The sequence below is a fragment of the Klebsiella sp. CN_Kp091 genome, assembly GCF_040065095.1.
GTDB lineage: Bacteria > Pseudomonadota > Gammaproteobacteria > Enterobacterales > Enterobacteriaceae > Klebsiella > Klebsiella aerogenes.
Window position 1 is genome coordinate 736,582 of record NZ_JBEAIO010000049.1, and the last position, 13,021, is coordinate 749,602.

Consider the following 13,021-nt stretch of genomic DNA (forward strand, 5'->3'; position numbering starts at 1 on the left):
AACATCAGAAAAAAAAGAGCGCCGATCATAGCAAATCAGCGCTCAGGGGGAAGAGGTATGTCCAACCACCGGGGAGTTTCCCGGAGGCGGCGCATTGCGCCTTCTCCGGGCTACCAAATCGCACAATGCTGTAGCCCCGGTAAGCGATAGCGCCACCGGGGAGTTTACCGCAGGCGGCACATGGCGCCTTCTACGGGCTACCAAACCCCACCACGCTGTAGGTCGGATAAGCGTAGCGCCATCCGACAAAAAATCAGTAGCGCACGCACACCGATTTGGTTTCGCACCAGTCGTCCAGCCAGTCCGGGCCAAAATCGCGCCCGGTACCGGACTGCTTCATCCCGCCGAACGGCAGGTTGGCATCAATCAGCGTATGGCTGTTAACCCATACCGTACCGGCCTGCAGGCGATCGGTATAGTTCAGCGCCTGAGTCAGGTCGCGGGTCCAGACGCTAGCGGTAAGACCGAAATCGCTGTCGTTGGCTAAACGTAGCGCCTCTTCGCCATCGGCGACGCGCACCAGGTTTACCACCGGGCCGAACACCTCTTCGCGATTCAGGCGCAGCCCGGCATCCGGATTAATCACCAGCGTCGGCGCAATATAAAAACCGTTGCCATTTGGCCCAACGTTACCGCTAATCAGCTCGGCGTTTTGTTGACGCGCTTCATCCAGATAAGCGGCCACTTTAGCGCAGTGCGCCTGCGACACCACCGGGTTAATCTGCGTCGTTTCAACCATTCCCGGCCCCACCTGCAGCGACTTAACCGCCTGCTCAAAGCCTGCCACCAGGTTATCAAACAGCGGCGCTTCGATATAAATCCGCGAACTGGCGGCGCATACCTGCCCCTGATTGAGGAAACTTCCGGTCATCAACCCTTCAATCACCCACTGCGGATCGGCATCTTTCAGTACGATGGCCGGGTTTTTGCCGCCGAGTTCAAGGGTTACGCGGGTCAGACGGTCAGCTGCCGCGCGGGCAATATGCTTGCCGGTGGCGGTCGAACCGGTGAAGCTCACTTTCGCCACCTGCGGATGGGTGGTTAAGGCGGCGCCGCACTCGCCGCCGCTGCCGGTGACAACGTTAAAGACGCCATCCGGGATCCCGGCTTCCGTTGCCAGCTCCGCTACCCGTAGCAACGTTAACGGCGTCGTCTCGGAGGGTTTAATCACAATGGAACAGCCGGAAGCCAGCGCCGGCATCACTTTCCACATGCCGATCATCAGCGGGAAGTTCCACGGAACAATCCCCGCCACTACCCCAACCGGCTCTTTACGGGTCCACGCCTGATAGCGCGCGCCTTCCGGGAACGGAATGGAAACGTCCAGCGTACGGCCGCTGATTTTGGTGGTCAGCCCGGCGGTGTAGCGCATCCAGTTGAGGGTGCAACCGACTTCAAACGCGCGCGAAATATTGATCGACTTCCCCTGTTCAAGGGTTTCGAGCTGCGCCAGCTCTTCACCATGCTGTTCCACCAGATCGGCGAAACGCAGCAGGATCCGCTCGCGGTCGGCCGGCGTGCGCCCGGCCCAGCTACGGGCGACAAAAGCGCGCCAGGCGGACATCACCGCGCGGTCAACGTCGGCGGCATTAGCATCTGCCGTAGTGGCAATCGCCTGGCCGGTGGCCGGGTCCCAGACGGTTAAGCGTTTTTCACTCTGCGCCGCCTGCTGGTTGCCATCAATATATAAGCCATGCTGTCTATCGAGAAACTGCTGTACGCTGGCGAGCAGCGCGACCTGTGATGTGGACATGCGACTTCCTTATTGTTCGCGGATAGTGAACACAGTCTAGGATGGGTCAGCCATTTGCGCTTTTTTCTCTGTGACAATCGTTGTTGCCGCTGTGACAGGTCCCGCAATTAAGCACCCAGAAAGGCGGTGAAATGTGCCGCAGGTAATAGTTCTTTCATATACTCCACGCTGCGCTCTTGCCACTCACGGCATAAATGCAACAATGCAGAAACATTATTTTTACAAGGTGCAGACGATGGCGACGGTAGAAAGCGGGCAGGACTATCAGCGTTGGTTAGCAAAGATTAATCAAGTGTGCGGCCATTTTGCCGCTCGTCCGCTGGGCGACGAATTCCATGGCGAGATTGATGCAAGCTATACCGGTAGTCTCAAAGTCAGTACCGTCACCGCCCGCGGCGTCAATCTTTACCGCACCCGTAACGAAATCAAACGCGACAACGACGCCTGGTTCTATACCGTTTTTCAGCTCGACGGCCAGGCGGCAATCGAGCAGGACGAGCGCCAGGTGGTGCTCGAGGCCGGCGATATCACGCTCATTGATGCTTCTCGTCCCTGCTCTATCTTCTGGCAACACACGTCAAAACAGGCTTCGCTGCTGCTGCCTCGCCAGCTCGTGGAAAGCCAGCTGCACGGCAGCGACATCAGCATCGCCACCCGGCTGAATAAAACGCTGCCGATGGTCCAACTTAGCCAGCGGCTGCTGCAAGAAAGCATGCGCAGCCCGGCGCTCTCAGAAAGCGAAGGCGAAGCGGCGCTGGAGGCCATCGTCTGTCTGCTGCGACCGATGCTACAGCAGCAAGAAGCGCCGCCGACGCGCCGCGACAAGCAATTTCAAAAAATTATGGCGTTGATTGATGAGTCGATACAGTCGGAACAGCTGCGTCCGGAGTGGTTGGCCGGGGAAACCGGCATGTCGGTACGCAGCCTGTACCGCCTGTTTGCCGATAAGGGTCTGGTGGTCGCGCAGTATATTAAAAACCGGCGTCTTGACCTGTGCGCCCGGGCGTTACAAAACGCGCACGATGAAGAGAAACTGGCGGGAATTGGCTACAGTTGGGGATTTAGCGACCATAGCCATTTTTCAACGGCGTTTAAGCAGCGCTTCGGCGTGTCGCCCGGCGAATACCGCAAGCGCTATCGTTAACTATTTGCGCAGCCATTTGCCGTTAATACCCTGCACATATTCCCCCGGCTGCGCCCGGGCGACCAGCTTCTGCCCGGCCATTTTCGCTACTTCATCCACCGGCAGGTTATTGTCATCCGCCAGTTGCTGATAACTTTCGCTGCGCGCGGCATTAATCTGTTTAACTAACGCCAACGTCTGCGCATCCTGTTTCAGCGGCGCCAGATAGCCGTTCAGCGTTTCTCCTACTCGCCCCTGCGCCCGCGCCTCATTCAAGGTCAGCGCCAGCGCCGGGCTACTCAACAGCATTAACGCCAGGGTGGCAGTCAGCAGTCGTTTTCTCATCATCGCCTCAGAACAGATCGCTACGCGACTTCAGCAAATTTTCGACATCCTTATCCACCTTAATATGAATCTCATGCTCAATTTTGACATTCATATTGATGGTGATTGGCTCCTTGGACGCGGCGATTTCAATACGCGGCGTACAGCCTGCCAGCAGCAGGGTCGCCAGCGCCGCGGCGAACAGTTTTATCATTTTGGTTCCTTACATGTATCCGTACAGCGCGGGGCGGGCAGTTTCGCATTCTGCTCAAGCCATGCCTGCAAATTATCGCCGAAGCGCAAACTGCGCCACAGATCGAAAATATTCTCTTCATGGGTATAGTTTAAATGCACGGTGCTGCTTTTTCCGTCCACTCGACTGGTGCCGCTAATCGCCGCGCTCATCGTCAGCTTGCCAAGATTATCAAGGTTGATACGCGTCCAGGATTTCGAGACCTCCATATAGCGCAGCCAGTTAATCGCCGCGCCCGCGGAGACATTATCGGCCACCAGCGCATCGGCGGTGTCTTTATCCAGACGCATGGTCATCGGGCCGGGGTTGCTAAACCAGCCGTCTTTAATGATCCATTTCTCGTTGTTCAGCCATAGCGGTAACGCGCCGTTAAACGCGCCAGAGACCGCAAATTGTTTTACCTTGATGGCGCTGATTAATTCACTACTGGAGATATTCTGCAGACGCAGCAGCGCCGGCTGGTGCTGCGGCATCCTTAGCTGCTGCATGGTCAGCTTGCCGCCAAGGATATCAACATTGACGTTGCTCAACTCCAGCGGATCCTGCTCGCTCCAGGGCCATGTTCCCTGGAGATCGGCGCTCAGGTTTTTGGCGGTAAACTGGTTGACGATTTCGCCAATGCGCAGCGAAACCGGGCGGCGGGTACCGAGCTGCCAGCTCCCGCCGCTGAAGCGGAACGGCAGAACAAAGTCGACGCCGTTGATCTGGTTGTCCGGCATCCAGGCGCTACCGCCTTTTAAGACCCCGTGCCCACCGGCCTCAAAGCCCTGCCCGGCGGCCGCGGAAAATGCTACCTGCGCATACATATCACCTTCACGCAGGGTCATTTTCCAGTCCGGCGGGATCAGCGGCTGGAATACGCTTAGCGCCTGTTTCGGCCACCATGCCTGGCCACGCAGGCGTTCGCCGTCCCAGCGCCCGGTCAGACGAATCGGGCCGATTTTCTCCGCGTGTAATGAGCCGTTGAACAGGAACCAGGTCGGATCGCGGCCATCAATATTAAATTTGAGCGTTGACGGCGGCAACACGCTGCCGCCGCTGAAGGTGGTTTTACCGGCATCCAGCGACAACGCGCCGCTAAATTTCGGATGCTGCTCATTACGCAGCCAGTGAATGGGTTTATCGAGGGTCAGGCGCGGCGTGCTGACCAGCATGGTGCCGTACTGTAGCTTATCGAACCCGGTCGACAGGCTGTTAAGGATAATGGCGCTGTCCCGCCACTCACCGGCGCCTTTCACATCCCAGCGCGCCTGCATCGGCGTAAAGTGACCATCGCCCCAATAACGCCACGACCAGCGACCGCGGTCGGGCATAAAGTTGTCGGCCTGCCCATCCAGATGCAGAGTAAAATCGCCCATTTCCTGTTCATGGGCGCGCAGTATCGCCTGCAGGCGGCCATCCACTCCCTGCTGAGTCACTTTCACCCCCGCCAACGGCAGGCGGATCTCATCGATATTCAGCGAGTCGATCACCCTCCCGCGCGAGCGCAGCAGCGCCCCGGGATGAAAAGCCAGCTCTGGCGTCATCAGCGGGCCGCTCAGTTTAGCGGGCAGCACAGCGTAAAAAATCATGTCGTCGAGCTTGGCTTCGCCGGTCAGGCTAAGCGGCATGTCGCTGTGGTCCATACTCAGCTTACCAGGGCCAATATTCAACACGGCGTTCCCCTTACCCGCTTCGCCGTGCGTTAACACGTTGAGCCGGCCGCTGATTTCCATCTCTTCGGTGCCTTTCTGCCAGTCGCCAACCGATAGCGCAACCCGCCCGCTAAGCGGATAGCCGGCATACACCGCGTTCCAACGCCCATCGCTGATGGTGATACGTTCAGGGGTTATCTCCCACGGCAGGTCGAGCATCGGTTCAACCTCGCCGCGCGGCGTGACCAGCAGCTGACCGCGGTTTTTCTGCCATTCCAGTTCCGCATCCACCAGACCCGGCGTTTGCGGGAATTCGAAGGTGCTGACCAGATGGCCATCGACCGGTAGGCCATCCGGCACCAGCGGCATTTCGAATTCACCGACCAGCTTAACCGGCGCCTGATCTTCCACCAGCCGCGCGCTGAAATTGCTGACCGTTAAGGTCTGGCCGCGCAGTTTCGCCTGTAGCGTAACCTCTTTGCCGGAATAGCCGATATCCTGCTGCCCAGGCGTCAACGACATCACCAGTTTCCCTTGCCATTTTTCCCACGGCGACAGGCGCAGATTGTCGATAGTTAACCAGCTATACGGCAGCATCGATTGCCACTCGGCGAGGGTTCGCGGCGCGCCGGAGAGCGGCTCGCTGGCGGGGATCTTAGCCAGGCATGCGCTATTGATATCCAGTTCACTCAGGTGTAGCCGCCAACGGCTGGGACGGGTAAGGCGCGCATTGCTGACGCGAGCAATTTCGCAATCGCCCACCAGGTAGCGTAGATCGGGGATGACCAGCGAGGAGCGCGTCAGGCGCGGACTTTCACCAAGCGAGATACGCGTCCCGACCGGCAGCCAGATACCCGCCAGCGTCGGAACCCAATGCGTTAATGTGGCCAACAGGGCCAGCGGCAGCAAAATAAGTGCTAATAACAGCGCAAGAGCGGCTTTATATTTACCCTTCATGGGCAGTCAAATCCTGATTCTAAGTATAAGCCGATAGGCGCCTATTGTGGCACGTTCGACCCGCGAGTGAAAGTTAACGTTCTGATTAAGGATAGTCGCACTCATTTCTGCTGAATAACTATTTAGTCTTCGTTTAAATTGTGCCTGCGACACTTGGAAAAACAGGTAATAAGGAGCCGTTATTTCGTGGAGCTCATTATCTCGCTGATCGAACGCGCGCAGAGCCACTATTCATTGGTATTACTGATTGTTTTTCTACTGACGTTCAGTAAATCCTGCGCCCTCATCTCTTTTGTGATCCCCGGCACCTCCGGTTTGCTGGTGCTCGGGGCGCTGGCGTCAACCAGCATCGGTCATTTCCTGCTAATGTGGCTAAGCGCCAGCCTGGGCGCAATCGGCGGATTCTGGCTCTCATGGCAAATTGGCCGTCGCTATCAGCATCATCTGCCGCGTCTGCGCTGGCTCAGTGCCGAGCGAGTACTGCGCAGCCAGCTATTCCTGCGCCGTCACGGCGGTTGGGCAGTATTCTTTGGCCGCTTTCTGTCGCCGCTGCGCGCAACGTTACCGCTGGTCACCGGCGCCAGCGGTACATCGCTATGGCGTTTCCAGATTGCCAATGTGGCATCGGGTTTACTCTGGCCATTTATCCTGCTGGCGCCGGGGGCATTCAGCCTCAGTTTTTGGTGAAACGTATTGTCTTTTAAAGAGATTTCTTAAGACTGCGATATGCTCTAGAATTAATATCATAACCTGATGATTAAACTAATTTTTAATATTTGTAAGATTATTTTAATTATGCTACCGTGACGGTATTATCACTAGAGGAAAGCCTTATGAAAATCGCTGTTTATAGTACCAAGCAGTACGATAAAAAGTATCTGCAGCATGTTAACGACGCATACGGCTTTGAACTGGAATTTTTTGACTTCCTGCTGACCGAAAAGACCGCGAAAACGGCCAACGGTTGTGAAGCGGTATGTATCTTCGTTAACGACGACGGCAGCCGCCCGGTGCTGGAAGAGCTGAAAGCCCACGGCGTGAAATACATCGCGCTGCGCTGCGCCGGGTTTAACAACGTCGATCTTGACGCGGCTAAAGAGCTGGGCCTGCGCGTCGTGCGCGTTCCGGCCTACTCGCCGGAAGCCGTTGCTGAACACGCCATCGGTATGATGATGTCGCTAAACCGTCGCATCCACCGCGCCTATCAACGTACCCGCGATGCCAACTTCTCGCTAGAAGGGCTGACCGGCTTCACCATGTACGGTAAAACCGCAGGGGTGATCGGCACTGGCAAAATTGGCGTCGCAACGCTGCGGATCCTCAAAGGTTTCGGTATGCGCCTGCTGGCGTTTGATCCCTATCCGAGCGCGGCGGCGCTGGATCTTGGCGTTGAATATGTCGACCTGCCGACCCTGTACGCGCAGTCCGACGTCATCTCTCTGCACTGCCCGCTTACCAACGAAAACTATCACCTGCTCAATCAGGCGGCATTCGATCAGATGAAAGACGGCGTGATGGTCATTAATACCAGCCGCGGCGCGCTTATCGATTCACAAGCGGCTATCGACGCGCTGAAACATCAGAAAATCGGCGCGCTGGGAATGGACGTGTATGAAAATGAACGCGATCTGTTCTTTGAAGATAAATCGAATGATGTCATCCAGGATGACGTGTTCCGCCGGCTCTCCGCCTGCCACAACGTGTTGTTTACCGGTCACCAGGCGTTCCTGACCGCTGAAGCGCTGATCGGTATTTCCGAAACAACGTTGGGTAATCTGCAACAGGTTGCTAAAGGCGAAACCTGCCCGAACGCGCTGGTCTAAGTATCTTTCCCCTTTTGTGCTCCCCGCTAGCGGGGGGCACATTCAGACAATCCCCACAGATCCTGCCTGCATTACAGTTACACTGTTTTTCGTTTTATTGATATGACAAATGTTTTGGAGTACGAATGAATAAGTTTGCTGCACTGCTGGCGGCGGGCATGCTGCTATCGGGCTGCGTATACAACAGCAAAGTTTCTACCAACGCCGAACAACTACAACATCATCGTTTTGTGCTGACCAGCGTTAACGGCCAGGCGCTACCGGCAAGCCAGACGCCGCCGCCGGAAATTAGCTTCGGCGAAAAAATGTATGTGTCAGGCACGATGTGCAACGGCTTCAGCGGCCAGGGCAAACTGTCAGACGGCGAGCTAAAAGTTGAACAGCTGGCGATGACGCGTAAGTTGTGCGCGGATCCACAGCGGAACGCGCTGGATAATACCCTCAGCAAAATGCTGCGCGATGGCGCGCAGGTCGATCTGACGGAGAATCAGCTCACGCTGGCGACCGCCGACCAATCGCTGGTGTATAAACTCGCCGATTTAATGTAGCGAGACGCCTTGCGTACTAGTAGTTTCCGCAGCTTCCGCCCGCTAATGCCTGCTCGCTGCAGCGTTTACCATTCGGTAGCGCGCACATACCAATAGCGCTGCCATCAAGCTGGCGGGCAACGGATAATGAACCGCCAACCATCGCGCAATTCGCCTGGCCGCTGTCGCTCATCGCCGCGCGCATGCCGGGCGGTACGTGTGCCGCAGTGGCTTGTTGCACCGGCTCGTTGCTACAAGCCGACAGTAATAACGCAGCGCACCCCACTAAAAACGCAGCTCGCATTCTCTCCCCCTTTCAGAAACATCTTAGAATAAACAAACTCAAGAATAATAGGCAGCGCAGCGCCTGCCGTCGAGAGGCGAAATACGTATTTATGCGCCTCATTAACATTTTCTAGCAAATTTTCCGCTTAAAGCTTGATCTCGTCAGGCAAAGCGCAGCCCCCGCGCGGCTTTTATCCCAGCCCGAAATATTTTCCCGACGAAAAAATCACGCTTGCAGCGACCGGGCGGCATAGTTTGCGGGTGGTGATTGCGGTGCCGGGTGCCTCCCGGTGAATTAGCCAGTTCGAACTAATTCGCGTGCTAATTTTCGCCAACAGGAGACTGAACTGAACGCTCCGCCGCAGAGGGGAATTCACCGCAGCAAATAAATATCATGCGATTGCCGGTTGGCTAAAAGCTATTAAATTTAAAAATATATTTTGCTTTATTTAAGTGGTGCATCGCCGGTATCCGTCACTACCTTTTGAGCCCTCTGGCCAGACACTTTTCTGTTTTTCCGCCAAAAAATTGATCCAAACATAGATAAGGACATTCCCAAGGACACAAATGCGAAAATGGTCGCGGCGGGCGTTTGCTAAAATATGGAGATAACAACAGGACTCGTCGCCGTTTCACGAGTCCCTTCTTTTTGCGCAATGTAAGGGTGTCTTCTTATGATTACGATTGACGGTAATGGCGCGGTCGCTTCAGTCGCGTTTCGCACGAGTGAAGTTATCGCCATCTACCCGATTACGCCCAGTTCAACGATGGCGGAGCAGGCCGATGCCTGGTCTGGCGATGGGCTGAAAAACGTCTGGGGCGACGTCCCCCGCGTGGTCGAAATGCAGTCGGAAGCCGGGGCTATCGGCGCCGTGCACGGCGCGCTGCAGACCGGCGCCCTTTCCACTTCCTTTACGTCATCGCAGGGCCTGCTGCTGATGATCCCAACGCTATACAAGCTGGCCGGCCAGTTGATGCCCTTTGTCCTGCACGTCGCCGCCCGTACCGTCGCCACTCACGCACTATCAATTTTCGGCGATCATTCCGACGTGATGGCCGTGCGCCAGACCGGCTGCGCGATGCTGTGCGCCAGCAGCGTCCAGGAAGCGCAGGACTTCGCGCTGATTTCCCATATCGCCACGCTGCAAAGCCGGGTGCCGTTTATTCATTTCTTCGATGGTTTCCGCACCTCGCACGAAATCAACAAAATCGCGCCGCTGGCGGATGACACCATTCGCTCCCTGCTGCCGCAGGATAAAATCGCCGAGCATCGCCAACGCGCCCTTAACCCGGAGCATCCGGTCATTCGCGGTACATCAGCCAACCCGGACACTTATTTCCAGTCCCGTGAAGCGACCAACCCTTGGTACGACGCGGTATATGAGCACGTAGAAACGGCGATGAATGATTTCGCCGCCGCAACCGGTCGTCAGTACAAACCGTTCGAATTTTACGGCCACCCGCAGGCGGAACGGGTTATTGTCATCATGGGGTCCGCTATCGGTACCTGTGAAGAGGTTGTTGATGAACTGCTGAGCCGTGGGGAAAAAGTCGGCGTGCTGAAAGTTCGCCTCTATCGGCCGTTCTCCGCCGCGCATCTGCTGCAGGCCTTGCCGGAGAGCGCCCGCGCGGTTGCCGTACTGGATCGCACCAAAGAACCCGGCGCGCTTGCCGAACCGCTGTACCTCGACGTGATGACCGCGCTGGCGGAAGCCTTCAACCGCGGCGAGCGCGAAACGCTACCGCGTACTATTGGCGGCCGCTATGGCCTCTCCTCCAAAGAGTTTGGCCCGGAATGCGTGCTGGCTATCTTTAATGAATTACAGGCCGCACAGCCAAAACCCCGCTTTACCGTTGGCATTTACGATGATGTGACGAACCTTTCGCTGCCGCTGGCGGAAAATACGCTACCGGCAGAAGCGAAGCTGGAAGCGCTGTTTTACGGCCTCGGCAGCGACGGTAGCGTCTCTGCGACCAAAAACAATATCAAGATTATTGGCAATTCCACGCCGTGGTTCTCACAGGGCTATTTTGTCTATGACTCGAAGAAGGCCGGCGGCCTGACCGTCTCGCATCTACGCGTCAGTGAAAAACCGATCCGTTCGTCGTACCTTATCTCGCAGGCCGATTTCGTCGGCTGCCACCAGCTGCAATTTATCGACAAATATCAGATGGTCGAACGGTTGAAGCCCGGCGGCATTTTCTTGCTCAATACGCCCTACAGCGCTGATGAGGTATGGTCGCGCCTGCCACAGGAAGTACAGGCCGCGCTGAATCAAAAGCAAGCACGTTTTTATGTGGTCAACGCGGCGAAAATCGCCCGCGAGTGCAGCCTTGGCGCGCGCATCAACACCGTTATGCAGATGGCTTTTTTCCATTTAACCCAAATCCTGCCGGGCGACAGCGCGCTGGCCGAGCTACAGGGCGCGATTGCCAAAAGCTACAGTAGCAAAGGCCAGGAGCTGGTGGAACGCAACTGGCAGGCGCTGGCTCTGGCCCGCGAATCGCTGGCGGAAGTGCCGCTGCAGCCGGTTAACGCCAGTAGCCCCAACCGTCCGCCAGTGGTCTCCGATGCCGCGCCGGACTTTGTCAAAACCGTCACCGCAGCGATGCTTGCCGGTCTTGGCGATGCGCTGCCGGTCTCCGCGCTGCCGCCAGATGGTACCTGGCCCATGGGCACCACCCGTTGGGAAAAACGCAACATTGCCGAAGAGATCCCAATCTGGAAGGAAGAGCTGTGTACCCAGTGCAACCACTGCGTCGCCGCCTGTCCGCATTCGGCGATCCGCGCCAAAGTGGTCGCTCCGCAAGAAATGGAAAACGCGCCATCCAGCCTGCACTCGCTGGATGTGAAATCCCGCGATATGCGCGGGCAGAAATACGTTCTGCAGGTCGCGCCGGAAGATTGCACCGGCTGCAACCTGTGCGTTGAAGTGTGTCCGGCGAAAGATCGCCAGAATCCGGACATCAAGGCCATCAATATGATGTCGCGCCTTGAGCACGTTGAAGAAGAGAAAGTCAATTACGATTACTTCCTCAACCTGCCGGAAATCGATCGCACGAAACTTGAGCGCATTGATATTCGTACCTCGCAGCTGATTAGTCCGCTGTTTGAATACTCCGGCGCCTGCTCGGGCTGCGGCGAAACGCCGTATATCAAACTGTTGACCCAGCTGTATGGCGATCGGATGTTGATTGCCAACGCCACCGGTTGTTCGTCCATTTACGGCGGCAACCTCCCCTCAACGCCTTATACCACTGATGCTAACGGTCGCGGTCCGGCGTGGGCCAACTCGTTGTTTGAAGATAACGCTGAATTCGGTCTGGGCTTCCGCTTAACCGTCGACCAACACCGCCAGCGTGTGATGCGGTTGTTGAGCGAATTTGCCGATAAACTCCCGGCTGAACTAAATACCGCGCTACATGCGCAAGCGACGCCGGAAGCGCGCCGCGAACAGGTAGCCGAGCTGCGTCAGGCGCTGACGGGCGTCGCCGGGGCCGAAGAGCTGCTCATCGATGCGGATGCGTTAGTCGAGAAGTCGGTCTGGCTTATCGGCGGTGATGGCTGGGCCTATGATATTGGCTTTGGCGGCCTTGACCACGTGCTGAGCCTGACGGAAAACGTCAATATCCTGGTACTCGATACCCAGTGTTACTCCAACACCGGCGGGCAGGCATCGAAGGCGACGCCGCTCGGCGCGGTCACCAAATTTGGCGAGCACGGCAAACGTAAGGCACGCAAAGATCTCGGCGTGAGCATGATGATGTACGGTCATGTCTATGTGGCGCAAATTTCGCTCGGCGCGCAGCTTAACCAAACGGTGAAAGCCATTCAGGAAGCGGAAGCCTATCCGGGTCCTTCGTTGATTATCGCCTATAGCCCGTGCGAGGAGCACGGTTACGACCTGGCGCTAAGCCACGACCAGATGCGTCAGCTAACGGCCACCGGCTTCTGGCCGCTGTATCGCTTCGACCCGCGCCGCGCCGATGAAGGCAAGCTGCCGTTGGCGCTGGACTCACGCCCGCCATCAGACGCGCTGGCTGAGACGCTGCTCAACGAGCAACGCTTCCGCCGCCTTAACGCCCAGCAGCCGGAAGTAGCCGAGCAGTTGTGGAAAGACGCGGCCGCCGATCTACAAAAACGCTATGACTTCCTGGCCCAGTTGGCAGGTAAAGCGGAGAAACCGACAACCGAAAGCTAAACCGGCTGACGGAAATCTGGCGCTATAAAAAAAGCCCGAATAGTAAATCTATTCGGGCTTGTCATTTTCCGACAAATTAATCATTCAATATGAATGAGACGGCAATAATATAAATTCTCAATGACAATAAAGGCATATAA

The 13,021-nt window shown here is 56.6% G+C and carries 10 protein-coding genes; 5 read left to right on the plus strand and 5 right to left on the minus strand.

From position 1 onward, the window contains the following. Window positions 1-253 precede the first annotated feature (253 nt). On the minus strand, window positions 254-1,753 hold the full coding sequence (locus tag ABLV17_RS24120) for an aldehyde dehydrogenase family protein (RefSeq protein WP_015366329.1): 1,500 nt from the start codon (window positions 1,751-1,753) through the stop codon (window positions 254-256). A 235-nt stretch (window positions 1,754-1,988) separates the two neighbouring features. On the opposite strand from ABLV17_RS24120, the gene feaR reads away from it, so the two are divergent. Next, window positions 1,989-2,897: a transcriptional regulator FeaR gene (gene feaR / locus ABLV17_RS24125; RefSeq protein WP_087859454.1), complete on the plus strand. Its 909-nt coding sequence runs from the start codon at window positions 1,989-1,991 to the stop codon at window positions 2,895-2,897. On the opposite strand, the gene ABLV17_RS24130 is transcribed toward feaR, so the two are convergent. From ABLV17_RS24130 to ABLV17_RS24140, 3 genes are read right to left on the minus strand one after another with little or no spacing between them, the layout of a single operon-like run. Then, window positions 2,898-3,221: a YdbL family protein gene (locus ABLV17_RS24130; protein WP_015366327.1), complete on the minus strand. Its 324-nt coding sequence runs from the start codon at window positions 3,219-3,221 to the stop codon at window positions 2,898-2,900. 7 nt (window positions 3,222-3,228) lie between these two features. Next, complete coding sequence (locus ABLV17_RS24135; RefSeq protein WP_015366326.1) at window positions 3,229-3,414, minus strand: YnbE family lipoprotein; 186 nt, start codon at window positions 3,412-3,414, stop codon at window positions 3,229-3,231. Beyond that, a complete protein-coding gene (locus ABLV17_RS24140) occupies window positions 3,411-6,044 on the minus strand; it encodes a YdbH family protein (protein ID WP_271032665.1) in 2,634 nt (877 codons plus the stop codon). Before ABLV17_RS24140 ends, ABLV17_RS24135 begins: the two co-directional genes overlap by 4 nt. Window positions 6,045-6,230: 186 nt before the next feature. On the opposite strand from ABLV17_RS24140, the gene ABLV17_RS24145 reads away from it, so the two are divergent. The 3 genes from ABLV17_RS24145 (at window position 6,231) to hslJ (ending at window position 8,415) form a co-directional block, all read left to right on the plus strand. After that, entirely contained in the window at window positions 6,231-6,731 is a 501-nt protein-coding gene (locus ABLV17_RS24145) for a DedA family protein (protein ID WP_087859452.1), read from the plus strand. A 146-nt stretch (window positions 6,732-6,877) separates the two neighbouring features. Beyond that, window positions 6,878-7,867 (plus strand): 2-hydroxyacid dehydrogenase, encoded by a 990-nt coding sequence (locus tag ABLV17_RS24150; RefSeq protein WP_015366323.1) that lies wholly within the window; start codon window positions 6,878-6,880, stop codon window positions 7,865-7,867. 125 nt (window positions 7,868-7,992) lie between these two features. Continuing rightward, window positions 7,993-8,415 carry a heat shock protein HslJ gene (hslJ, locus tag ABLV17_RS24155; protein ID WP_087859451.1) on the plus strand — a complete coding sequence of 141 codons (423 nt, stop codon included), beginning with the start codon at window positions 7,993-7,995 and terminating at the stop codon, window positions 8,413-8,415. Window positions 8,416-8,431: 16 nt separating this feature from the next. On the opposite strand, the gene ABLV17_RS24160 is transcribed toward hslJ, so the two are convergent. After that, on the minus strand, window positions 8,432-8,698 hold the full coding sequence (locus ABLV17_RS24160; protein ID WP_032711780.1) for a DUF333 domain-containing protein: 267 nt from the start codon (window positions 8,696-8,698) through the stop codon (window positions 8,432-8,434). Between the two features lie 655 nt (window positions 8,699-9,353). Here ABLV17_RS24160 and nifJ point away from each other — a divergent pair. Beyond that, window positions 9,354-12,881, plus strand: coding sequence for a pyruvate:ferredoxin (flavodoxin) oxidoreductase (gene nifJ, locus ABLV17_RS24165; RefSeq protein WP_308958656.1), 3,528 nt, complete (start codon window positions 9,354-9,356; stop codon window positions 12,879-12,881). Window positions 12,882-13,021: the final 140 nt, after the last annotated feature.